The organism is Kitasatospora sp. NPDC096140 (assembly GCF_040303045.1).
Lineage (GTDB): Bacteria > Actinomycetota > Actinomycetes > Streptomycetales > Streptomycetaceae > Kitasatospora.
The window spans coordinates 63,209-84,936 of the sequence record NZ_JBEOUW010000021.1; the positions used below are offsets into that span (position 1 = coordinate 63,209).

Sequence of the window (21,728 nt, forward strand, 5' to 3'; positions counted from 1 at the left end):
GGCGACCCCGGCTCGCGGTCCGGGGCCGGGCGACGGGCCGGCGCCCGCCGCGGGGGGGGCGCCGCCCGTTTCGGGTGTCCGGGGGTCAGCAGCCCGGGTCGGCGGAGAGGACGGCCTGGGTCTTGGGACCGTAGAAGCCGTTCTCGCCCTTGATCCGGTTCTCGCGCTGGTAGCTGCTGAGCACCGATTTGGTCCAGTCGTCGAAGGTGCCGGAGATGATCGACTTGTCGACGAATCCGCATTCGGCGACGTAGAGGCGCTGCTGCATGTCCCGGACGTCGGGCCCGACCATCCCGACCTGCAGCACCCGCGGGGTGGGCGTGGGGGTCGGGGTGGGGGTCGGCGTCGGGGTGGGGGTCGGCGTGGGGGTCGGGGTGGGCGTCGGCGTCGGGGTGGGGGTCGGCGTCGGAGTGGCCGTCTTCGTCGGCGTCGGCTTGCGGCTGGGCGTCGCCGACGGGCTCGGCGCCTCACTGGTCGGCGCCGGCGTGGTCGCGGTGGGGACCGCCGAGGGAGCCGGGTCCACCGGCGCGGGCGCCAGGGTGGTGGTCGGCAGCGGCTTCGCCTGCTTGGCGTCCGGCTCGGAGGAGGGCGTCACGGCGTACGCGACGCCGATGGTGAGCGCCACCAGCGTGGCGCCGACGCCGACGAGCAGCCCCTTGCGCTCGGTCAGCGGGTTCCGGGCGGCCTGGTCGGCCGCCCGGCGTGCGGCCCGTCCGCCGGTGTCCGGCGCGTCGGGCCCGGCGGGGGCGTTGTCGAAGGGGAACAGGCCGATCTCTTGCCCGGCCCCGTACTCGGCCTCGTGTCCGGCCCCGTACCCGTTGCCGCCGTACCCGTTTTCGTACCCGTTGCCGTGCCCGCCGGCGTGCTGTCCGGGGGCCTGCGGCGGCCCGGCCGCGTACGCGCCCGGCCCGGGGGCCGGCACCGGGGGCAGCACCGTGGTCGCGTAGGCGTCGGCGTCCGGGCGGAGCGGGGGCTGCCCGGCGTGGACCGGCGGCAGCACCGTGGTCGCGTAGGCGTCCGCGTCCGGCCCGAGCGGCGCGGTGACCAGCCTGCCCGGAGCGAACGGCTGCCCCGGTGCGGTGGGCGGCAGCACGGTGGTCGCGAACGGGTCCACGGTCGGGGCGTGCGCCGGGGCCTCCTCGGCCACCTGGTCGGCGGTCTGCGGGACGTACGGGCGGACCAGCGGCGGGCCCTCGATGTGGGGGAGGACGGCGGTCTCGGTGAGGCTCGGGTCCGGGACACAGCCGCACCCGGCTGAGCGTGCGGTGCCGCACGTCGGGCAGTGCTGGTCCGGCATCGGCCGGTCCTCCTCGGTTTCGGGTCGTACTCGTGTGCGGTTCCGGTGGCGTCCGGGCGGGGCCCGGGCGCACGATCGCGCCTGATTATGCAGGACTGCCCGGAGGGTGGACAGGGGCGTCCGACCCGCCGCGGGGGTGTTGTGCCGGTTGGTGCCGGTTGGCCCCTCCGAGAACGTCCCGAGACCGCTCCGACACCGCCCCGAGACCGCCCCGGAGAGCGCCTCCGGGGAACGCCCCGGGCGCCGTGGACGTCCCCGGTGCTTACGTTCGGCTCAATCCGGAGGAGCAAAACGGGGCGAATCTGCCAGCATGGTGAGCTGGGAGTGATCATCCGCACGGGCTGCCAGCCGGGGCCCGCGACCCCACGGAGACGCCATGCCCACGGAGACGCCATGACGGATCCGCCCGCCGCGTCCGACCGGAGCCCGGTGGGCGAGCCCGGCCCGCCGACGGCCGCCGTCCCCAACCTCTGGGTGCCGATCGGCGCGCTGCTGCTGGCGATGCTCCTCGCCGCCCTCGACCAGACCATCGTCTCCACGGCGCTGCCCACCATCGTCAGCGACCTCGGCGGCCTCGACCACCTCTCCTGGGTGGTCACCGCCTACATGCTGGCCGCCACCGCCGCGACCCCGCTCTGGGGCAAGCTCGGCGACATGTACGGCCGGAAGCGCTTCTTCCAGGCCTCCATCGTGATCTTCCTGCTCGGTTCGGTCCTGTGCGGGATCGCGCAGGACATGGGCGAGCTGATCGCCTTCCGGGCGCTGCAGGGGCTGGGCGGCGGCGGGCTGATGGTGCTCTCCCAGGCGATCGTCGGCGACCTCGTCCCACCCCGGGACCGCGGCCGCTACCAGGGCCTGTTCGGTGCCGTGTTCGGCGTCACCAGCGTGCTCGGGCCGCTGCTCGGCGGACTGTTCGTCGACCACCTCAGCTGGCGCTGGGTCTTCTACGTCAATCTGCCGATCGGCGTCGTCGCCCTGGTGGTGATCGCCGCGGTGCTGCACGGGCGGGAGGTGCGGCGCGAGCACCGGATCGACTACCTCGGCACCGCCCTGATCGCCGCCGTCGCCACCTGCCTGGTGCTGATGACCTCGCTCGGCGGCACCACCTGGGCCTGGAGCTCCTGGCGGATCGTCGGCCTCGGCGTGCTCGGGCTGGTGCTGCTGGTCGCTTTCGTCGAGGTCGAGCGGACGGCGGTGGAACCGGTCCTGCCGCTGCGGCTGTTCCGCTCGTGGACCTTCAGCCTGGTCGCGGTGATCTCCTTCGTGGTCGGCTTCGCGATGTTCGGCGCGCTCACCTACCTGCCGACGTACCTGCAGGTGGTCATGCAGGTCTCGCCCACCATGTCCGGCATCCACATGCTGCCGATGGTCCTGGGCATGCTGGTCACCTCGATCGGCTCCGGCCAGGTCGTCGCCCGCACCGGCCACTACCGGGCGTTCCCGATCGCCGGAACTGCCGTCACGACCGTCGGGCTGCTGCTGCTCTCCCGGCTCGACGAGCACAGCAGCACCGCCGAGACGAGCTTCTACTTCCTGGTCTTCGGCCTCGGGCTGGGCCTGGTGATGCAGGTCCTGGTGCTGATCGTGCAGAACTCGGTCGGCTACGAGGACCTCGGCGTGGCCACCGCGGGCGCGACCTTCTTCCGCTCCATCGGGGCCTCCTTCGGCGTCTCCGTCTTCGGGACGGTCTTCGCCAGCGGGCTGCGGGACCGCCTCGCCGACGCCCTGGCGGGGGTGCCGCTGCCACCCGGCTTCCGGCCCGAGGCGGTCACCACCGACCCCAGGGTCATCCCCCGGCTGCCCGCCGACGCCCAGGCGGCGGTCTACCACGCGTACGCCGAGTCGATCACCCGCGTCTTCCTGTACGCGGTGCCCGTCGCGGCGGTCGCCTTCGTGCTGTCGCTCTTCCTGCGCGAGCAGAAGCTGCGGTCCACCGTCACCGCACCGGACCTGAGCGAGTCCATCGGGCTGAACCCGGTGGAGCGCAGCTCCCTGGACGAGATCGCCCGCGCGCTGTCCGTGCTGAGCACCCGCGAGGCCCGGCGCGACCTCTTCCGGCGGATCACCGCCACCGCCGGGCTGGACCTGCTGCCCGCCTCCAGCTGGCTGCTCCTGCAGATGCACCAGCACGGCTCGGTCGAGCCGGCCGAACTGGCCGAGCGGCGGATCGTGCCGATCGCCGTCGTCGAGGCGGCCGTCCGGGAGGTGGAGGGCCGGGGGCTGGCCGCGCGGTCCGGCGGACTGCCGCTGCGGCTCACCGAGTCGGGCGAGGAGGTCGCGCTGCGGCTGGTCGCCGCCCGGCGCACCCAACTCGCCGACCTGCTGGAGGACTGGGACGAACAGCAGTACGCCGACCTCGCCGAGCTGCTGACCAGGCTCAGCTCCGCCCTCTGTGCCGACCTGCGGGACCGGCCCGATCCGGTCGGGCCGCAGCCGCCGTACCAGGGCGAGGGGCGGTCGTTCTGACCGCGGCCGGGCGGGGGCGCGTCCCGGGCCCGCTGTCCAGGTGGACGGTGCGCATCCGGATCCGGCGCTTCCGCAGGCTCACGGCGAGCCGAACCAGCGCGGGGTGTCGAGGCGGAACGGGTCGCCGGGCGCGAGTCGGCGCAGGCCGTCCTCCAGGCGCCGGAGCTCCTCCTCGCCGAGGGTGGCGGACCACTCGGCGCGCAGCTCGTCGAAGATCCGGGCCGAGCGGGCGAGGCAGTCCACACCCCGGTCGGTGAGCCGGATCACCTTGCGGCGGGCGTCGGCCGGGTCGCTGCCGCGCTCGACGTAGCCGAGCTGTTCCAGGTTCTCGACGGTCTTGCCCGCCGCCTGCTTGGAGACGCCGAGGCGGCGGCCGAGTTCGACGGCGGTGGTGCCGTGTGGGCCGATCGCCTGGAAGACGAAGCCGTGCATCGGGCGGAGGTCCGGATGTCCCTCGCGGGCGATCCGCTCGTGCAGCTCGTCGATGATCGTCCGGAAGGCGAGGAGCAGGCGCAGCGGCAGCTCGAAGCCGGGCGGGGCGGGTTCACTTGACACGATAGACAACCTCATTGACCATATAGACAACTTCGTTGTCCATATTAGGGGGTTCCTTCGCCATGCCCGTCATCCGCCTCTCCGACGCCCGCCGCTCCGAGACCCCGAACGCCGTCATGACCACCTTCGCCTCGCCCACCCAGGGCTCGACGTCGCTGGCGCTGTGGCGGGTCGAGATGCGACCCGGCACCCAGGGTCCGCTGCACGCCATGGACGCCGAGCAGATCTGGACCTTCCTCTCCGGGGCCGCCACGGTGGAACTCGCGGGCGAAACCGGCGTGTTGGCCGCCGGTGACACCCTCGTCCTCCCCGCCGACGAGGCCCGCCGGATCACCACCGACGAGGGCTTCACCGCCGTCGTCGCCTCCACCTCGCCCTCCCGCGCCTACAACCCCGACGCCGTCACCCCCGACGGCGCCTGCGCCATGGCCCCGCGCGACGCCGAGCGCGTCCTCCCGGCATGGATCGCCTGAGCGGCGGGAGGCGGGCCCGCCCGGTGTGAGGTGTAGGAGACTGCTGGCAGTGACCGAGCCGGCGGCCGCACGCGGGGCCCCGGCGGACCAGTAAGGAGCGGCATGTCCGTCGTCAAGATCAACGTGCTGACGGTGCCGGCCGAGCAGCGCGAGGTGCTGGAGCAGCGCTTCGCCTCGCGGGCCGGCGCGGTGGAGAACTCGGACGGCTTCGAGTGGTTCGAGCTGCTCCGCCCGGTCGAGGGCACCGAGCAGTACCTGGTCTACACCCGCTGGCGCAGCGAGGAGGACTTCAAGGCGTGGATGGAGGGCCCGATGAAGTCGGCCCACCAGGGCGGCGGTGAGGGCGAGGCCCCGAAGCGGCCGGCCGCCTCCGGCTCCACGCTGTGGTCCTTCGAGGTCGTCCAGTCGGCCGGGCCCAAGGGGGCCTGAGTCGGTACCTGCCGGCGGTGGTCGGTAGTCGGTAGTTCGTCCTTCGGGCCCTTCCCCTGGTGGGGGAGGGCCCGAAGTGCTTTCCGACTGCCCGCGGTGGTGGCGGGGTGGGCGGTTGCCGGCTGCCGGGGCCCCGATTCGCCGTAGTGCGGGAAGGGTCGGGGCTGGGGTCACTTGATCTGGGTGGCGGCCCATTCGGCCCAGTCGCGGCGCATGGCGTTGAAGCGCAGGCCGTACTCCAGGGCGATCCGGCCGTGGACGGAGAGGCCGTCCTCGCCCCAGTCGATGGTGTCGGCCAGGGCGGCGAGGTCGGCGTGTTCGCGGGCGGAGAGGTCGGCCAGGCCGGTGAGGTAGTCGCGGGCCTGGCCGGGGGTGAGGACGCCGAGGAAGAAGACCCTGAGCAGGATGTCGCTGCGGGTGTTGCGCTGGGGCGTGGTCTCGGTGAGCCAGTGCCGCAGTTCGGCGAGGCCCTCCGGGGCGAGCGTGTACTCCTTCCGGCCGCGCGGGCCCTCCGCCGCGACGCTGATGAGTCCGGCGTCGGCGAGCTTGGACAGCTCCGTGTAGATCTGGCTCTGGGTGGCGGGCCAGACGGTTGCCAGGGACGTGTCGAAGGTCTTGAGCAGGTCGTATCCACTGGCCTGGCGGTCGGACAGCAGGCCGAGGAGGGCGTGTCGGAGGCTCATGTCGACCATCCTACATTCCACTGTTGACATGTTGGGTGTGGAACTTCTACTTTTGACATGTCGAAACTGGAACGTCGAGGGGGACCTTCGCAATGTCGTACGTACGCTCGTTCCTTCCGTGGATCGTGTTCGCCGTCCTGCCGTCCGCGCAGTGGCAGTGGGCCGCACTGGCCGGCCTGGCGGTGGCGGTTGCGCTCATCGCCCAGCAGCGCAAGGGCGGGGCGGGCTTCGACGCGCTGATCATCGAACTCGGCTCGGCCGCCTACTTCGCCGCCCTGGCGGCGGTCGCCTTCGCGGACCACGACTCCGCCGTCCACGACTACTCCGCGGCGCTCTCCTCGGGCACCCTGGCGCTGATCGCCGCCGTCTCGCTGCTCATCGGCAAGCCCTTCACCCTGGGCATCGCCAAGCGGACCACGCCCCGTGAGGTGTGGGGCCTCAAGCCCTTCGTCCGCACCAACACCGTGATCGCCACCGTGTGGGCCGCGGCCTTCGTGGCCACCGCCGCCGTCCTCGCGGTCATGGCCCACGCCGGCCAGGGCCACTCGACGGCCGCCACGGTCGTCCAGGTCGCCGGGTTCGCCCTCCCGATGGTGTTCACCACCCGCTACGTCGCCGCGGTTCAGGCCAAGGCCGGTGCCCGGTGAGCACCGCGAGCCTCCCCGGGGCCACGAGCACCCCGCGCCACCTCGCGGGCAACTACGCGCCGGTCACCGAGGAACTGACGGCGTACGACCTGGACGTCACCGGGAGCGTCCCGCCCGAGCTGTCCGGCTGGTACCTGCGCAACGGCCCCAACCCGGCCGACGCCGCCTCCGGTCACTGGTTCTTCGGAGACGGCATGGTCCACGGCGTCCGCCTGGAGGACGGGCGGGCCGTCTCGTACCGCAACCGCTGGGTCCGCACCACCAGCCTCACCGAGGGCGCCCGCCCCTACGACGAGTCCGGCCGCCGCGACCTCACCGCCGGACCGGCCAACACCCACGTCGTCCGGCACGCCGGCCGCACCCTCGCCCTCGTCGAGACGGCCCTGCCCTACGAACTGACCGGGGGCCTGGACACCGTCGGCCCGTACGACTTCGGCGGACGGCTGCGCACCGCGATGACCGCCCACCCCAAGGCCTGCCCCGACACCGGCGAGCTGCACTTCTTCGGCTGCGCCGCCGTCGAGGAGCCCTACCTCACCTACCACCGGGCCGACGCCGACGGCGAGTTGGTGATCAGCCGGCCGATCGAGGTGCCCGGGCCGACGATGATGCACGACTTCGCCCTCACCACCGGGCACGTCGTCCTGCTGGACCTGCCGGTGGTCTTCGACCTCGGCCTGGTCGGCCGCACCATGCCCTACCGCTGGGACGACGGCTACGGCGCCCGGCTCGGCCTGCTGCGCCGGGACGACCCGTACGAGCCGGTGCGCTGGTTCGACCTCGACCCCTGCTACGTGTTCCACGTCCTCAACGCCCACGACGCGCCCGACGGGACGGTGGTGGTGCACGCCATGCGCTACCCCGAGCTGTGGCGGCGGACCGCGGACGGCGCGGTGGACGGCGCCCGGCAGGCCGTCCTGTGGAAGTGGACGGTCGACCCGCGCACCGGCACGGTCACCGAGGAGCAGTGCGACGACCGCCCCGGGGAGTTCCCCCGGATCGACGACCGGCTCGTCGGCCACCGCGCCGACTTCGGCCACGTGACCTGCGGCGACGCACTGGTCCGCTACGACCTGCGCACCGGCGCCTCGACCGCGCACGAGTTCGGCCCCGGCCGCACCCCGGGCGAGGCCGTGTTCGTCCCGGCGGGGACGGGAACGCCGGTCGGCCCGGGCGCCGGTTCAGCCGGTTCACCCGGATGGCTCATGACGTACGTTCATGACGCCCGCACCGACCGCAGTGACCTCGTCGTCCTGGACGCCGACGACCTCGCCGCCCCGCCGGTCGCCACCGTGCACCTCCCGGCCCGGGTGCCGTTCGGTTTCCACGGCAACTGGCTCGCCGACGCCCCGGCCTGAGGGAGGGGACGGCTCAGGCTGAGGGCGCGATCAGGGCGGGCAGGCTCATGACGCGGGCTCATGGCGACGCGGGCTCATGAGGCAGACTCATGGCGACGCGGGCCCATGACACAGGCTCATGGCGACGCGGGCTCATGACGCAGATTCATGGCGTTGCGCGCCCATGAGGCGGGCTCATGGCGCCGCGGGCTCATGCCGAGACTGCGTACAGGACCTCGCGCAGGCCGGGTACGGTCTCGCGGTCGGCCCGCCAGACGAGGCGCAGGTGCAGCGGCGGGGGATCGAGCGGGAGGCGCACCAGGGTGCCGGCGGCGAGCTGGTCGTGAACGGCGAACTCGGGCAGCAGCGCGATGCCGAGGCCCTGTTCGGCGCAGGCACGGGTGACGGCGACGCCGCCGGTGCGGACGCGGTCGAGGTCCTGGCCGAGCAGTCGCTCGCCGGCCAGGTGGAAGGAGCAGGCGGGGGTGTTGACCAGGAGGCGCCGGCCGCGCAGGCTCTCGCGGGTGAGGGCGGTGGCGTCGGCGAGCGGGTCGGTGGGGGCGGCGACCAGGGCCAGCGGGACGTCCTGCAGGTCGACGTGGTCGAGCGGTGCCGGCGGCAGGTAGAAGCCGAGTTCGCCGAGCGGCCCGGCGGTGTCCAGGATCAGTGCCGCCTCCAGCGCCCCGGCCGCGACCCCGCCGAGCAGGCCGTCCCGGGCGGTGTCGGTGTGCAGGGATATCTCCAGGTCGGGCCGGCGCTCGGCGAGCCGGGCCAGGACGGCGGGCACGTGGGTGGCCGCGATGGTCTCCAGCGCGCCGAGCCGCAGCCGGGCGCGAGCGGCGACCACCTCCCGCCGCGCCTGTTCGGCCTGGTCCAGCAGCCTCCGGGACCACGGCAGCAGCCGCTCCCCGGCCGACGTGAGGGTCATGCCGCGCGGTGCCCGTTCGAACAACTCGGTGTCCAGACTCCGCTCCAGCGTGCGGATCTGCTCCGAGACGGAGGACGGGGCGAGCCCGAGCGCGACGGCCGCGCCGGTGACGGTGCGGTGGGCGACGACGGCCTCGAAGACGCGCAACTGACGTAGTTCCACTGGTTTCCCCTGGACTCCCCGGCTTCCGGACGCCTTGCTCCCGGTGCTGCGGGACAGCGTACGGGTGGGTGTGCGGAGTTGTACCGCGGCGTGCGCGGAGTCGCACCGGGGCGTTCGGGAAATCCGAACGCCGCATGCGGTTCCGGCGGTCGAACGGACGGGGGTGGCGCGGCCAGGGTGGGGGCGCTTCCGCTCGTCGATCAGGAGAACCCCGATGACCTCCCCCGTCCCTCCCGTCGCCCCTGCGACACCGGCCGCGCTTGCGACACCGGCCGTGCCCGCGACGCCGGCCACGGCGGCCCGCTCGCGCGCCCTGCTCGGCATCGCCCTCGGCTACTTCATGGTGCTGCTCGACACCACCGTGCTCTCCGTCGCAGAACCCGATCTGGCTGCCTCGCTGGGCAGTTCGACCGCCGGACTGCAGTGGGCCGTCACCGGCTACAGCGTCGCCTTCGGGGCGCTGCTGCTGTCGGCCGGGGCGGCCGCCGACCGCTACGGCGCCCACCGGGCCTTCCGCTTCGGCATCGCCGCCTTCGGTGCGGGCTCGCTGCTCAGCGCCTGCGCGCCGGACATCCCGACGCTGGTGCTGCTGCGCGCCCTGCTGGGCGTCGCGGCGGCGGCCTGCGTCCCGGCGAGCATGGCGCTGATCACCCGTCTCCACCCGGAGCCGGCGGAGCGGGCGCGCGCCGTCGCCGTGTGGGCGGCGGTCAGCGGCTGCGCGATGGCCTTCGGGCCGATGGTCGGCGGTGCGCTGGTCGACCTCGCCGGGTGGCGGGCGGTGTTCCTGGTGAACGTCCCGCTGGCGGTGCTGGTGCTGGCCCTGGTGGCCGGACGGGCCGTGCACTGCCCGCGCGGCGAACGGCGCATCGACTGGCCGGCCCAGCTGGCCGCCTGCGCGACGCTCGCGCTGTTCACGGACGCGCTGATCGCGCTCGGCGACTCCGGGTGGTCGCACGCGGCGTGGTCCGGGGCGGCTGCGGCAGTGGCCCTGGTGGCCTTCGTACGGCGCGAGCGGCGCAGCCCGGCGCCCGTCCTCCCGACGGACGTGCTGCGGGCCCAAGGCACGGGGGCGGTGCTGCTGGCGGGCGGCGTGGTCAACTTCGCCCTGCTGGGCGTGCTGTTCGTACTGCCGCTGCTGCTGCAGCAGGAGCTGCGGCTGTCCCCGACGCTGGCCGGGGTGGCGTTCCTGCCGATGACGCTGCCCCCGGGCTTCAACCCGCTGCTCACCGGGCGGATCGTCGCCAGGGTCGGCCCGTGGCGGCCGGTGCTGGGCGGGCTGGCACTGCTGACGGCGGGCTGCGCGGTCCTCGCGTTGGCGGTGTCGCTCGGCACGCCGTACCCGCTGCTGGCCGTGGGGCTGCTGCTGGCGGGCTTCGGGGTCTCCTTCGCGCTGCCCGCGCTGGTCACCGCCGTCGTCACGACCGCGCCGGAGGGCCGTGCGGGTGCGGCGGGCGGCCTGCTCAACGCCGTCCGGCAGGTCGGTGCGACGCTGGGCGTGGCGGTGACGGGCGCGTTCGTCGGCGGGGGCGCCGCCGTCGGCGGGGGTGGCGCGGTCGCGGTGGCGATGCTGCTTCCGGCGCTGGCGTGCGGGGCGGCGGCGCTCGCGGTGCTGCGCAGCCGCGCCCGGTGAGTCGGTGGCCCGGGGGCCCGCAGGGCCGGAGTCCCCGAGCCCCCGAGAATCAGAGGCTCACCGCCGTTTCCCGTTCCATGTGCGTCAGCTTCTCCGGGTTCCGCACCGCGTAGATGCCGGTGATCCGCCCCTCGTCGAGCCGCATGGCCACCACCAGGTCGATCTCCCCGTCGACCCGCAGGATCAGCGCCGGGTGCCCGTTGACCTGGGTCGACTCGGCCGTCGCCACCGGGCCCCACAGCGCCACGCCCCTGGCGAGCAGCCGGGCCACCTGCTCGGCCCCGACGGTGGGCCGCGGCATGGCCGTCTTGATGCCGCCGCCGTCGCTCATGTGGACGACGTCCGGTGCGAGGAGGTCGAGGAGGTTCTGGAGGTCGCCCGTCTCGACCGCCCGCTGGAAGGCCGCGATCGCGGCCCGTGCCTGGTCCGCCGAGACGTTGCCGCGCGGACGGCGTGCTGCCACGTGCGCCCGCGCCCGGTGGGCGATCTGGCGGACCGTGGCCGGCGTCTTTCCGACGGCCTCCGAGATCTCGTCGTAGCCGAGGGCGAACACCTCGCGCAGCACGAACACCGCCCGCTCGGTCGGTGTCAGCGTCTCCAGGACCATCATCATCGCCATCGAGATGCTGTCGGCCAGTTCGACCTGGTCGGCCACGTCGGGCGAGGTGAGCAGCGGCTCGGGCAGCCACGGGCCGACGTACGACTCCTTGCGCCGGCCGAGCGTGCGCAGCCGTCCGAGCGCCTGCCGGGTGGTGATCCGGACCAGGTACGCGCGGTGGTCGCGGACGGTGTCGAGGTCGACGCCCGCCCAGCGCAGCCAGGTCTCCTGCAGGACGTCCTCCGCGTCCACCGCCGAGCCGAGCATCTCGTAGGCGACGGTGAACAGCAGGTTGCGGTGGGCGACGAACGCCTCGGTGGCCGGATCGGGACGGCGGCCGTCCTCGCTGTTCATGGTCTCTCCCTCTGGTGCCTCGGTGCCGCGGGTGCCTCTGGTTCGGCTGCGCCTCCCACAGGACGCCGGACCCCGCCGGTCCGTGACACGGCACGCCGTGTGACCTGCGCCACGCCGGCCAGGTGTCACGGCTCCCGGCCCGTCGGCATCTCCATGCCGACGAGCACACGGCAGGAGGCCGAGATGAGGACGATTCCCGAGATGAAGGTCGTCGTGGTGGGCGCCGGGTACGCGGGGATGCTCGCGGCCAACCGGGTCGCCAGGAAGGTGAAAGAAGCCGCCGAGGTGACGGTGGTCAACCCCCGCCCCGACTTCGTGGAACGCGTACGGCTGCACCAGCAGGTCGCCGGGACGGCCGTCGCCGCGACGCCCATCGCGTCGATGCTGCGCAACGGGGCCGTGCTGAAGGTCGGCGCCGTCGACCGGATCGGCGACGGCTGCGTCGTCCTCGACGGCGGCACGCGCCTCGACTTCGACTGGGCGTTCCTCGCCGTCGGCAGCACGGTGCGGCCGCTGCCGGGCACCGTCCCGGTGGGTACCTGGGAGGGCGCGGAGCGGGCCCGTGTCGCGCTCGCCGCGCTGGCGGCCGGCCGCACGGTGACGGTGGTCGGCGGTGGTGCCACGGGGATCGAGACGGCCGCCGAGGTGGCCTGGGCGAGGCCGGACCTGAAGGTGCGGATCGTCGGGCCGGCGGTCGGCGACACCTTCACCGACCGGGCGAACGAGAAGGTCCGGGCCGGGCTGGAGCGGCTGCGGGTCGAGATCGTGGACGACAGTGCGACGGAGGTCGGCGACGGTGCCGTGCACCTGCGGTCGGGCCTGTCGCTGCTCTCCGACCTCACCCTGTGGGCGATCGTGTCCGGCGTCCCCGACCTCGCGACCCGCAGCGGCCTCACCGTCGACGGGGACGGGCGCGCGGTCGTGGAGGCGTCGCTGCGCAGTGTCGACGACGAACGGATCTTCGCCGTCGGCGACTGCGCCGCCGTCCCCGGCGCCCGCTTCGCCTGCGCCCTCGCCGGCCCGCAGGCCGCCCACGCCGTCGACAACGTGGCGCGCCTGATCGCCGGCCGCGCCCCCGTGCCGTACACCCCGCGCTACATCGCCCGCGCCGTCACCCTCGGCCGCGACAACGCCGTCGGCCAGTTCACCCGTCGCGACGACACCCTCCGGCGGGCGCACGTCAGCGGCCGCACCGGGGTCGTGATCAAGGAGCTCGCCTCCCGCGGCGGCAAGTACGGCGCCCGCACGGGGACGGGTGGCTGACTCCTTGCCCCGCCGGCTCAGGCCGACGGCGTGAGGAGGATCCACACGTGCCCGAACGGGTCGCGGAGCATCGACTGCCGGGCGCCGTACGGCATGTCGGCCGGCGGGGAGAGGAGTTCGGCGCCCGCGGCCACCGCCTGCTCCGTCAGCGCGTCCACGTCGGGGACGTACACGTGCAGGATGACGGACGGCACGCCGGTGCCGGGCGGCGCGAACGGCGCCTCGGCGTCCCCGAGCATGAGCGTCGCGCCGTGCACCTGGATCTCGGCGTGCACGATCCGGCCGCCCTCGCCGTCGAGCCGGAACAGCTCGGAGGCGTCGAACGCGGCACCGTAGAAGTCGATGGCGGCGGCGGCGCCGTCGACGACGATGTGCGGGATGACGGCCTGCCTGTGGTGCTCGGGAATCTCCATGCCGAGCACGGTAGGCCGGTGACGGTCGGTCGGGCATCGGGCGCAGGGCCCTCCGGTCCTGCGCTTCGAGGCGGAGGACCGGAGGACCGGAGGGCCTGAGACCTGAAGGCCTGCGGGTTCTACAGGCGTCGGGAGCCGTACAGGGCGGACGGCGCTCCCGTGGCCAGTGCCCAGTAGCGGTCCCCGTACGACCAGTGCCACCACTCGGTGGGGTAGTTGACCAGCCCGGCGCCGGTCAGGACCGCGCTGAGCAGGCGCCGGTTGGCCCGGGCCTGCGGGTCGATGCCGTCGGCGTCGGTGTAGCAGGCCCCGGCGCTCTCCTCCGGGCTGGCGTTGACCCTGGTGCCGAGGTCGAGTTCGTGGCCGTCGGCGTCGACGAGGGTGAGGTCGACGGCGGCGCCCGCGCTGTGCGGTGCTATCTCCGGCGGCGACACGTAGCGGCTGGCCGCCGACCTGACCCGGGCGTCCGGCCAGCCGGGGTTCGCGGCCCGCAACTCGGTGGCGTACTCGTCGAAGTAGCGGCTCTGGAGCTCCGGCGGCCGGTAGCCCTCCACGAACAGCAGCCGCAGTCCGTCCGGCAACCGCGACTGGGCGTCGAGCAGCCGGTCGAGGACGGCGGCCCGCAGGTGCGTGAACGCGCCGGTGCCGTCCTGCTTGCGCTCGTCGACGAGCAGGCCGCTGCCGCCCCGCACGTCCAGGAGTCGTTCGCCGCACTCCCGGACCGCGACGGCGGACACCTTCGGGTCGGACATGAGGACGATCTCGCTCAACTGTGCCTCCCTGACTGACGATCGGGGTGATTCCCGCCGTTCGGCCGGACCTCCCGTGGATCACTACCAATAACATGATCATTCGACACCATTGGAGATTCACATGCCCGTTGTCATCGCCACGATCAGGACCAAGCCCGGACGACGCGACGAAGTCCTCGCCGCGTTCGAGAAGCACACCCCCGCCGTCCACGCCGAGGACGGCTGCGAGCTCTACGCCGTCCACGCCGGCCCCGACCGCGTCACCGTGGTCGAGAAGTGGGCCGACCAGGCCGCCCTGGACGCCCACAGCGCGGGCGACACCCTGGTCGCCATCGCCGCCGCCATCACCGACGCGCTCGCCGAGCCCCTCGACGTCGCGGTCATGGACCCCTACCCCGCCGGCGACGAGGCCAAGGGCCGGCTCTGACCCTCGCAACGTCCTGTTGCCGGTCGATGATGGCCTTCGCGCAGTTGCCCCCGCCCGGGGAGGGAATGACCGGGTGCAAGCGGGTCGGGTGTGGTTGGACCGGCCGGACCGCGTGGTCGGCTGACGGGGTACTCCGGGAGCGCGCCCCGGGCTCGCAGGCCCGGGGCGCGCTGAAGGGCGTGCTCTTGTGCCACCCGAATCGGTGACTTCGGACATTCGGAAACGCGGCATTCAGTGGGTTATGAAGGAGTCGTTCCGCAGACGTAATACGGTGCGGCACTCGGGTACCACGCCGAGGCGCCCGCAGCGTTGTACGCGCGAACCCGGAAGCACTTGTACGTAGCCGGAGTCACGTGCCAGTTGTCCGCTGTCGCGTTTGCGCCGGCAAGGCGGAACGAGATTCCGTCGGTGATCTCGAATCCGGTTTCGTTATTCGAATTGTCCTGCCATGTGAGGAGAAACGTGTTGTTTGCCGTCGGAGTAACCCTGAGGTTCGACGGCGCCGCCGGGACTGACTGTGCCGATGCCGATCCGGCGGAGATCGTGGCAGTCGCAATCGTCACTGCTGCTGCCAGCATGAGATAGATTCTTCCACTGTTCTTCGGACGCATGGCCCTAATCCCTCAGGTGTCTGCCCATGCTGTCGGCTCCATCACGCACAGTGCGTAACGCTCGCCCGGTTCAAGGATTCTGACTCCATGGAGTCACCATGGCTGTGCGTCGGAACTGTTTTGTGTCGAGCCAGGATCTCGGATCTTCCAGAGCCATATTCGACTACTTTCAGGACACCACAGAATTGCGGTTTTGGGCAGGGCCTTGCCCGGACGCCCCGCCGACTCTGAGGCGGCAGCCGCTCGGATGCCCCTTCAGGGCGCCCGGAGTCCTTCGGGGCCTCTCTGGAGCGAAGATGCCGTTCGGCGTGCTGCATGACGCCCCGCTGCCCGTCGAGGCTTCCGGAACTCAGTGTGCCGCAGCCACCTGGGCGTCGTGTTCGGAGGGTGAGCGGGGTGGTGCGCGCGGGGTGGGGTGAGCGTGCGCCCCCCGAATGGGTGATGGGAGTCAAGGTTTGACGTCGCGTCAGGCCGCTAGGGTGAACACTGCGCAATGAGAAAGCCCCGGCGGTGCGCCAACACCCCGGGGAATGGCACCAGGAGCCAGGAGCCTCCCTAATGCAGATTCATCGTATCCCCCGGCATGCCCCCGGGTACACGATCCTCGACAACGGCCACGTCATCCGCAAGCACTCGCTGAGTTGGGCGGCGCGCGGCCTCCTGGGCTACCTGCTCAGCCTGCCGGACGGCGCCCGCGAAGACGTCCGCACCCTCGCGGCGAAGAGTGTGGAGGGTCGGACGACGGTGGCGCGGGCGCTGCGCGAGTTGGAGGCGGCGGGGCACTACGTGCGGCGGACGCACCGCGATCCGGTGACGGGGCAGGTCCGGACGGTGGTGTCCGTTCATGAGGAGCCGGTGGTGGGGAAGGCGGTTCACACGATTCCGCCGCCGCTTCCCGCACCTCCGGCCGCCGGGGTGCCCGGAACCGGGGCGGTGGGCGGCGGGAAGGCGGGAAGCCCGTCCAAGGAAGCCAAGGTCAAGGAAGCAGAACGACCTTCCGTCCGTCCCCCCGAGAAGGTGACGGCCGGGATGTCGCTGCTGCTCGACCTCGGGCGCCGGGAGCCCCGGATGGCGCTGGCGGGGAAGCCGCTGTCCGATCAGGCCGCGCGGGTGGAGGGGTTGCTCGCGGGTGGCTGGACGCACGAGGCGTTGACCGGGATCCTGTCCGCCCCTTTGCCGGAACGGGTCACCCGCAGCGTGGGGGCGATCCTCGCGGCACGGATCGCGGCGGTGCCGACCGTTCCGGCAGCACGTGTCGCGGCGATGCCGACCGTTCCGGCGCCACGCGTGGCAGCCGACGGGCCGCGCCGGCACGAGTGCCCCGGGCGGGACGGGATGTGCGGGCGGCCGGTCGGGTTCGCGGGGCAGCGGTGCGGCCGGTGCTCACCAGGTGAGGAAGTCGGGCAACTCGTCGGTGGGTGGCAGCGGCGCGTCTGCGGGTAGCGGGCGGATCTGGACGTAGGCGTGCTCGAACTGCGAGTACGAGAAGCCGTCGAGCCCCGGCGCGACGACCAGGACGTTGCCTCCCCGGCGCCAGATCCGGTACCGCCAGCGGTGCCCCTCGTGCGTGACGTCGTGGTCGGGCGGGCCGAGCAGTTCCGTGAAGTGGCCGGCCACGGCGTCCAGTCGGGCGTCGAAGGCCCCGGCCGGCGGGTCGACGACGCTCCGCCAGCCGGGCTGCTCCGCCCAGAAGTCCTCCGTCCACGCCCCGTCGGGGTGGATCCAGTACTCGTACGCGAACGGCATGGCGAGGCGGTCGTCCCCGTACACCAGGTGCCCGGCGGGCGTGTACGCCTTCTCGTTGAGGTCGCCGAGGTAGTCGCCGGTGGAGCGCCAGCCGGCGTCCACCATGGCCTTCTCGGTGATCTCCGGGTCCTCCCAGTCGAGCTCCGCCATCCCGGCGATCCGGGCGGCCAGTTCGGGCGTGACCGGGCACGCCGCGACGATCCAGGGCGACTCGTCCTCGTGCTCGCCCTCGTCCTCGTGCTCGTCGGACACTCGGGGACTCCGTTCTGCTGCGGTGTACGGGGACGTTCACCCTACAAACGGACGGCCTCAGAGCGTGTCGCGGACCTCGATGAAGCCGCGGTCCACCACGAACCGCTGGTTGGGGTTGGTGGCGCCGCAGCCGTAGAGGAACACGGTGTCGCCGTTGGTGCGGTACGAGCCGACGTCCACGCACATCTCCTCGCCGCTGCCGGCGGTCCGCTGCAGGACGAGCGCGCCGCGGCGCAGCAGCCAGGTCTGGTTGGCGCGTGCGGCCTGGGAGTTCTCGCAGGCCCAGATGCGGACGACGTCGCCGTTGGTGCCGGTGTAGTCGGCGTCGAGGCACATCTCCTGCGCCGTGCCGACGGTGTCGGCGACCTTCACCCTCCCGTCGTCCAGGACGAAGCGCTGGTTGGTGTTCTCCAGGCAGTCCCAGACCCGGACGTTGTCGGCGTTGAAGCGGGTGCCGCCGACGTCCAGGCACTTGGCGGTCGACGTCCGGGGCGGGGTGGCGACGTTGAGGGTGCCGTCCGTGATGGTGTACTCGGTGCTGCTCCCCGGGTTGGTGTAGCGGAACGAGCCGTTGCCGCGCGGGAGGGTGGTGCCGGCCGGGGCGTACGGGTCGACGGTGACCTGCGGGGAGAAGCGGAAGTAGCCGTTGGCCGGCCAGCCGCTGTTGCCGCCGTTGCGGCCGTAGCCCTCGCAGGTGAGGGTCCGGTTGCCGTTGCCGAGGGCGCATCCCCGCAGGCCGACGTTGTTGGGGCCCCAGGTCGTGCCGTCGCTGCTGTACTCGGTCGGGACGGTGGACTGCGCGGGGAAGGTGGTGTTGCCCGGGGCGGTGAAGACGGCGGTCATGCCGGAGGGCGGGAGCAGGCCGGCGCCGCCGGTGTTCTGGTACGTCCACGGGACGGCGCCCGTGCGGCCGGGCGCGATGGTGGCGGTGGTGGGGACGTCGCGGCCGATGAAGGTGACGGCGGCGGCGGGGGAGGCGAGGGCCGTGGCGAGGGTGAGGGAGAGTGCGGCCACGGTCGCCGTGCGGGTGAGGGTTCGGATCACGGTGGTGATGATCGTGGACGAACCGGTGCGGCGGAGGTGTACGGCGCGCGCGGGGAAAGGCGGTTCACCCTTCCGGCGGCCGGAAGGCGACGGGTGCGTCGAAGGCGGCCCGGCGGGTGGCGCGGCGCATGGCGCGCAGCACGGGCGTGCCGAGGGTGAGGCACAGGACGACGGTCAGCGCGGCCCGCGGGAGGTCCCAACCCAGCGACGTGGTCAGGCAGTAGGCGGCGAAGCGGACCAGGTTGGCGCTCACCGGGTCGCCCGGGACGAAGGAGATGGAGCCCGCCAGCCCGCCGATGTACGGCCAGCCCTGCAGGTTCATGACGGTGCCGTACGCCACGGCCGACACCGCGCCGTACCCCGCCAGCAGCAGGAGTTCGCGGCGCCCGCGCAACCGGGAGGCCCCCGGCAGCAGCCCGGCGCCGAGGCAGACCCAGCCCATCGCCAGCATCTGGAACGGCAGCCAGGGGCCGACCCCGCCGGTGAGCAGGGCGGAGGCGAACATCGACAACGAGCCGAGGACGAAGCCGAATCCGGGCCCGAGCACCCGTCCGGACAGCACCATCAGGAAGAACATCGGTTCCAGGCCCGCCGTGCCCGCGCCGAGCGGGCGCAGCGCCGCGCCCGTCGCGGCGAGGACGCCCAGCAGTGCCACGGACTTGGCGTCCAGCCCGGGGGCGCCGCCGCCCGCCGACCGGCCTTCGGAGATCTGTGCGACGACGACGGCGAGCAGGAGCGGGAGGAGGAGGGCGAACAGCCAGGGCGCGTCGGTGGAGTGGCCGACCAGCGCGGACTTGGTGGAGGCGAGCAGCGGCCAGCCGAAGGCGGCGACGCCGACCAGCGAGGTCAGGGCGAGGACCGCGACCGACCGGCGACCGAGGGGGACGGGACGGTTCATGCGCCGAGCGCCTCCGCGACCTGCCGCACGGTGAGCCACGGCCCCGGCGCGAGCACCTTGGCGACCTGCGGGGCGAAGGCGGGGGAGGAGACCACGACCTCCGCCGTCGGCCCGTCCGCGACGATCTCGCCCTCGGCGAGGATCACCGTGCGGTGCGCGAGTTCGGCGGCCAGCTCGACGTCGTGCGTGGCCAGCAGCACGGCGTGCCCCTCGGTGGCGAGGTCGCGCAGGATCTCCACCAGCCGGGCCTTGGCGGCGTAGTCCAGGCCGCGGGTCGGCTCGTCGAGCAGCAGCAGCGGGGGCCGGGCGGTGAGCACGACGGCGAGTGCGAGGGTGAGCCGCTGGCCTTCGGAGAGGTCGCGCGGGTGGGCGGTGTCGGCGATGCCGGGCAGGAGGCGCTCCACCAGGGCGCGGCAGGTGCCCGTGGCGGCGCCGGCGTCGGTGTCCGCCGCCGCGCACTCGGCGGCGACCGACTCGCCGTACAGCAGGTCGCGCGGGTCCTGCGGGACGAGGCCGACCTTGCGGATCAGTTCGGCGGGGCGGGTGCGGTGCGGGGCGCGGCCGCCGACCTCGACCTTGCCGGAGGCGGGGGCGTGCAGGCCGACCAGGCTGCCCAGCAGGGTGGACTTGCCGGCGCCGTTGCGGCCCATCAGGGCGGTGATCTCGCCGGGCCGCAGGGCCAGGTCGACCCCGCGCAGCGCCTGGACGGGGCCGCGCCGGACGGCGAGGCGGTCGGCGACGGCGACGGGCCCGGCGACGGCGACGGGCTCACCGGCGGGGGTGGGCAGGCCGACGGCGACGGGCTCGCCGGCGGGGCCCGGCACGCCGGCGGGTGCGCGGCCGTCCAGCTCGGCGCGCAGCGCCGCCGCCTTGCGCCGCGCGTCGCGCACCGACAGCGGCAGCGGCCGCCAGCCCGCGAGCCGGCCGAGGCCGACGACGGGCGGGTGCACCGGCGAGTGCGCCATCACCTCGGCCGGTTCGCCCAGCACCGGGGGCGCGCCCGGGGTCAGCAGCAGCACCTGGTCGGCGTACTGGACGACCCGCTCCAGCCGGTGCTCGGCCATCAGCACGGTGGTGCCGAGGTCGTGCACCAGCCGCTGCAGGACGGCCAGCACCTCCTCGGCCGCGCCGGGGTCGAGCGCCGAGGTCGGCTCGTCCAGGACCAGCACCCGGGGGTGCACGGTGAGCACCGAGCCGATCGCGACGCGCTGCTGCTGGCCGCCGGAGAGGGAGCCGAGCGCGCGGTCGCGCAGGTCGGCGAGGCCGAGCAGGTCGAGGGTCTCCTCGACCCGGCGGCGCATCACGTCGGCGGGCAGGCCCAGCGACTCCATGCCGTAGGCGAGTTCGTCCTCCACGGTGTCGGCGACGAAGTGCGCCGCAGGGTCCTGCCCCACCGTGCCGACGAGGTCGGCGAGTTCGCGCGGCCGGTGCTCGCGGGTGTCCCGGCCGCCGACGGTGACCCGGCCGTGCAGCACACCGCCGGTGAAGTGCGGGACCAGGCCGCTGACCGTCCCCAGCAGGGTCGACTTGCCGGAGCCCGACGGGCCCACCAGCAGGCAGAGTTCGCCCTCGGGGACGGTGAGGTCGACGCCTTCCAGGACGGCGGCGGCGGACTCCTCGTACCGGACGGAGACCTGCTCGAAGGTGATCACGATGCCCTCCGGGGCGGGGTCGGGGCGGCGAACGCCGGTACCAGGCCGAGCAGCACGGTCAGGACGGCGGCCAGCGGCAGCGCGGGGACGGTCGGCGGGACGACGGTGGGGGCGAAGGCGGCCGGGTCCCGGGTGGCCAGGTAGGCGGTGAGGGCCGCGACGGCGGCGCCGGAGCCGGCGGTCAGCCACTCGGGCAGCGCCCAGGGGTCGGGCCGGTAGCGGGTTCTGACGGACCGTCGGCTGCCGAGCAGCAGTCCGGCGAAGGCGGCGGCGGTGCCGAGCGCCAGCACGGGCAGCGCCCAGCCGGCGCCGCCGGCGGTCAGCAGCCCGTACGCGGCCAGGCAGACGCCGAGCAGTCCGGTCAGGGTGAGCGCCGCCGTCGCCCGGGCGAGCCGGCGCGGGACGTCGGCGGTGCGGCCGAAGCCCCGGGTGTCCATCGCGGCGGCCAGGGCGACGGACCGCTCCAACGCGCCCTCCAGCACGGGCAGTCCGACGCTGAGCACGGCGGCGACGCCCTTGTCCGTACGGCCGCGCAGCCGTCGTGCGGCGCGCAGCCGGCGGACGTCCGCGACCAGGTTCGGCGCGAAGGTCATCGCCACCACCACCGCCACGCCCGCCTCGTACAGCGCGCCGGGCAGGGTGCGCAGCAGCCGGGCCGGGCTGGCCAGGGAGTTGGCGGCGCCCACGCAGACCAGCAGGGTGGCCAGGCGCAGCCCGTCGTACAGCGCGGCGAGCAGGCCCTCGACGGTCACCCGGCCGCCGATCCGCACGCCCTGCGCCCAGACGGGCAGCGGCACTTCGGGCAGCGTGAACAGCACGTGGGTGCCGGGGATCGGCGAGCCCAGGAAGACGGCGAACACCAGCCGGATGCCGAGCACCAGCAGGCCCAGCCGCAGGAACGCCCCGTACGACCGTGACCAGGGCGCGTCGCCGCGCCGGGCCGCCACCACGTACCCGGCGACGGCGCAGAGCAGCAGCAGGATCGCCGGGTTGGTGGTGCGGGTGGCCGCCGCGCCCAGCCCGAGTGCCCACAACCACCAGGCGCCGGGGTGCAGTTGGCGGGGGCCGGTGGGCGGCCGGGTGCTGCGGGCGGTGCTGCTCACGGAGACGT

At 73.7% G+C, this 21,728-nt stretch carries 21 protein-coding genes; 9 read left to right on the forward strand and 12 right to left on the reverse strand.

Annotated elements, in window-relative coordinates; all coding sequences use genetic code 11:
• Positions 1 to 85: 85 nt before the first annotated feature.
• Positions 86 to 1,297 carry a peptidoglycan-binding domain-containing protein gene (locus ABT048_RS22505; protein ID WP_350523234.1) on the reverse strand — a complete coding sequence of 404 codons (1,212 nt, stop codon included), beginning with the start codon at positions 1,295 to 1,297 and terminating at the stop codon, positions 86 to 88.
• Between the two features lie 393 nt (positions 1,298 to 1,690).
• Between ABT048_RS22505 and ABT048_RS22510 the strand changes: the two genes are divergently transcribed.
• Positions 1,691 to 3,763 (forward strand): MFS transporter, encoded by a 2,073-nt coding sequence (locus tag ABT048_RS22510; protein ID WP_350523235.1) that lies wholly within the window; start codon positions 1,691 to 1,693, stop codon positions 3,761 to 3,763.
• Positions 3,764 to 3,841: 78 nt separating this feature from the next.
• On the opposite strand, the gene ABT048_RS22515 is transcribed toward ABT048_RS22510, so the two are convergent.
• A complete protein-coding gene (locus ABT048_RS22515) occupies positions 3,842 to 4,318 on the reverse strand; it encodes a MarR family winged helix-turn-helix transcriptional regulator (protein WP_350523236.1) in 477 nt (158 codons plus the stop codon).
• 62 nt (positions 4,319 to 4,380) lie between these two features.
• Between ABT048_RS22515 and ABT048_RS22520 the strand changes: the two genes are divergently transcribed.
• Both ABT048_RS22520 and ABT048_RS22525 read left to right on the forward strand, forming a co-directional pair.
• Entirely contained in the window at positions 4,381 to 4,791 is a 411-nt protein-coding gene (locus ABT048_RS22520) for a cupin domain-containing protein (RefSeq protein ID WP_350523237.1), read from the forward strand.
• Positions 4,792 to 4,893: 102 nt separating this feature from the next.
• Positions 4,894 to 5,220, forward strand: coding sequence for an antibiotic biosynthesis monooxygenase family protein (locus ABT048_RS22525; protein WP_350523238.1), 327 nt, complete (start codon positions 4,894 to 4,896; stop codon positions 5,218 to 5,220).
• 170 nt (positions 5,221 to 5,390) lie between these two features.
• Here ABT048_RS22525 and ABT048_RS22530 read toward each other — a convergent pair whose 3' ends face one another.
• Positions 5,391 to 5,903: a PadR family transcriptional regulator gene (locus ABT048_RS22530; RefSeq protein ID WP_350523239.1), complete on the reverse strand. Its 513-nt coding sequence runs from the start codon at positions 5,901 to 5,903 to the stop codon at positions 5,391 to 5,393.
• 92 nt (positions 5,904 to 5,995) lie between these two features.
• Here ABT048_RS22530 and ABT048_RS22535 point away from each other — a divergent pair, with 92 nt between their 5' ends.
• The gene (locus ABT048_RS22535) at positions 5,996 to 6,550 is read left to right on the forward strand and encodes a hypothetical protein (RefSeq protein WP_350523240.1); all 555 of its coding nucleotides are present in this window, start codon (positions 5,996 to 5,998) and stop codon (positions 6,548 to 6,550) included.
• Complete coding sequence (locus ABT048_RS22540) at positions 6,547 to 7,908, forward strand: carotenoid oxygenase family protein (protein ID WP_350523241.1); 1,362 nt, start codon at positions 6,547 to 6,549, stop codon at positions 7,906 to 7,908. The genes ABT048_RS22535 and ABT048_RS22540 overlap by 4 nt, the downstream gene beginning before the upstream one ends.
• A 190-nt stretch (positions 7,909 to 8,098) precedes the next feature.
• On the opposite strand, the gene ABT048_RS22545 is transcribed toward ABT048_RS22540, so the two are convergent.
• Positions 8,099 to 8,977: a LysR family transcriptional regulator gene (locus ABT048_RS22545; RefSeq protein ID WP_350523242.1), complete on the reverse strand. Its 879-nt coding sequence runs from the start codon at positions 8,975 to 8,977 to the stop codon at positions 8,099 to 8,101.
• A 214-nt stretch (positions 8,978 to 9,191) separates the two neighbouring features.
• Between ABT048_RS22545 and ABT048_RS22550 the strand changes: the two genes are divergently transcribed.
• On the forward strand, positions 9,192 to 10,607 hold the full coding sequence (locus tag ABT048_RS22550; protein ID WP_350523243.1) for an MFS transporter: 1,416 nt from the start codon (positions 9,192 to 9,194) through the stop codon (positions 10,605 to 10,607).
• A 49-nt stretch (positions 10,608 to 10,656) separates the two neighbouring features.
• Here the strand turns inward: ABT048_RS22550 and ABT048_RS22555 are convergent, their stop codons facing one another.
• Complete coding sequence (locus tag ABT048_RS22555; RefSeq protein WP_350523244.1) at positions 10,657 to 11,559, reverse strand: RNA polymerase sigma-70 factor; 903 nt, start codon at positions 11,557 to 11,559, stop codon at positions 10,657 to 10,659.
• A gap of 183 nt (positions 11,560 to 11,742) precedes the next feature.
• Here ABT048_RS22555 and ABT048_RS22560 point away from each other — a divergent pair, with 183 nt between their 5' ends.
• Positions 11,743 to 12,822 (forward strand): NAD(P)/FAD-dependent oxidoreductase, encoded by a 1,080-nt coding sequence (locus ABT048_RS22560; RefSeq protein ID WP_350523245.1) that lies wholly within the window; start codon positions 11,743 to 11,745, stop codon positions 12,820 to 12,822.
• 17 nt (positions 12,823 to 12,839) lie between these two features.
• On the opposite strand, the gene ABT048_RS22565 is transcribed toward ABT048_RS22560, so the two are convergent.
• Positions 12,840 to 13,235, reverse strand: a complete 396-nt coding sequence (locus ABT048_RS22565; protein WP_350523246.1) for a VOC family protein — start codon at positions 13,233 to 13,235, stop codon at positions 12,840 to 12,842.
• 119 nt (positions 13,236 to 13,354) lie between these two features.
• Positions 13,355 to 14,005 carry a M15 family metallopeptidase gene (locus ABT048_RS22570; protein ID WP_350523247.1) on the reverse strand — a complete coding sequence of 217 codons (651 nt, stop codon included), beginning with the start codon at positions 14,003 to 14,005 and terminating at the stop codon, positions 13,355 to 13,357.
• 103 nt (positions 14,006 to 14,108) lie between these two features.
• Between ABT048_RS22570 and ABT048_RS22575 the strand changes: the two genes are divergently transcribed.
• Positions 14,109 to 14,414, forward strand: coding sequence for a putative quinol monooxygenase (locus tag ABT048_RS22575; RefSeq protein WP_350523248.1), 306 nt, complete (start codon positions 14,109 to 14,111; stop codon positions 14,412 to 14,414).
• A gap of 1,121 nt (positions 14,415 to 15,535) precedes the next feature.
• Positions 15,536 to 16,468, forward strand: coding sequence for a helix-turn-helix domain-containing protein (locus ABT048_RS22580; RefSeq protein WP_350523249.1), 933 nt, complete (start codon positions 15,536 to 15,538; stop codon positions 16,466 to 16,468).
• Here the strand turns inward: ABT048_RS22580 and ABT048_RS22585 are convergent.
• From ABT048_RS22585 to ABT048_RS22605, 5 genes are all read right to left on the reverse strand, one after another.
• Positions 16,409 to 17,023 carry a hypothetical protein gene (locus ABT048_RS22585; RefSeq protein ID WP_350523250.1) on the reverse strand — a complete coding sequence of 205 codons (615 nt, stop codon included), beginning with the start codon at positions 17,021 to 17,023 and terminating at the stop codon, positions 16,409 to 16,411. The two genes, ABT048_RS22580 and ABT048_RS22585, sit on opposite strands and share 60 nt — an antisense overlap.
• Before the next feature lie 57 nt (positions 17,024 to 17,080).
• Complete coding sequence (locus ABT048_RS22590) at positions 17,081 to 18,067, reverse strand: RICIN domain-containing protein (protein ID WP_350523251.1); 987 nt, start codon at positions 18,065 to 18,067, stop codon at positions 17,081 to 17,083.
• 64 nt (positions 18,068 to 18,131) lie between these two features.
• The gene (locus ABT048_RS22595; RefSeq protein ID WP_350523252.1) at positions 18,132 to 18,965 is read right to left on the reverse strand and encodes an ECF transporter S component; all 834 of its coding nucleotides are present in this window, start codon (positions 18,963 to 18,965) and stop codon (positions 18,132 to 18,134) included.
• Positions 18,962 to 20,617: an ABC transporter ATP-binding protein gene (locus ABT048_RS22600; RefSeq protein WP_350523253.1), complete on the reverse strand. Its 1,656-nt coding sequence runs from the start codon at positions 20,615 to 20,617 to the stop codon at positions 18,962 to 18,964. Before ABT048_RS22600 ends, ABT048_RS22595 begins: the two co-directional genes overlap by 4 nt.
• Positions 20,614 to 21,720 carry a CbiQ family ECF transporter T component gene (locus ABT048_RS22605; protein ID WP_350523254.1) on the reverse strand — a complete coding sequence of 369 codons (1,107 nt, stop codon included), beginning with the start codon at positions 21,718 to 21,720 and terminating at the stop codon, positions 20,614 to 20,616. Before ABT048_RS22605 ends, ABT048_RS22600 begins: the two co-directional genes overlap by 4 nt.
• Positions 21,721 to 21,728: the final 8 nt, after the last annotated feature.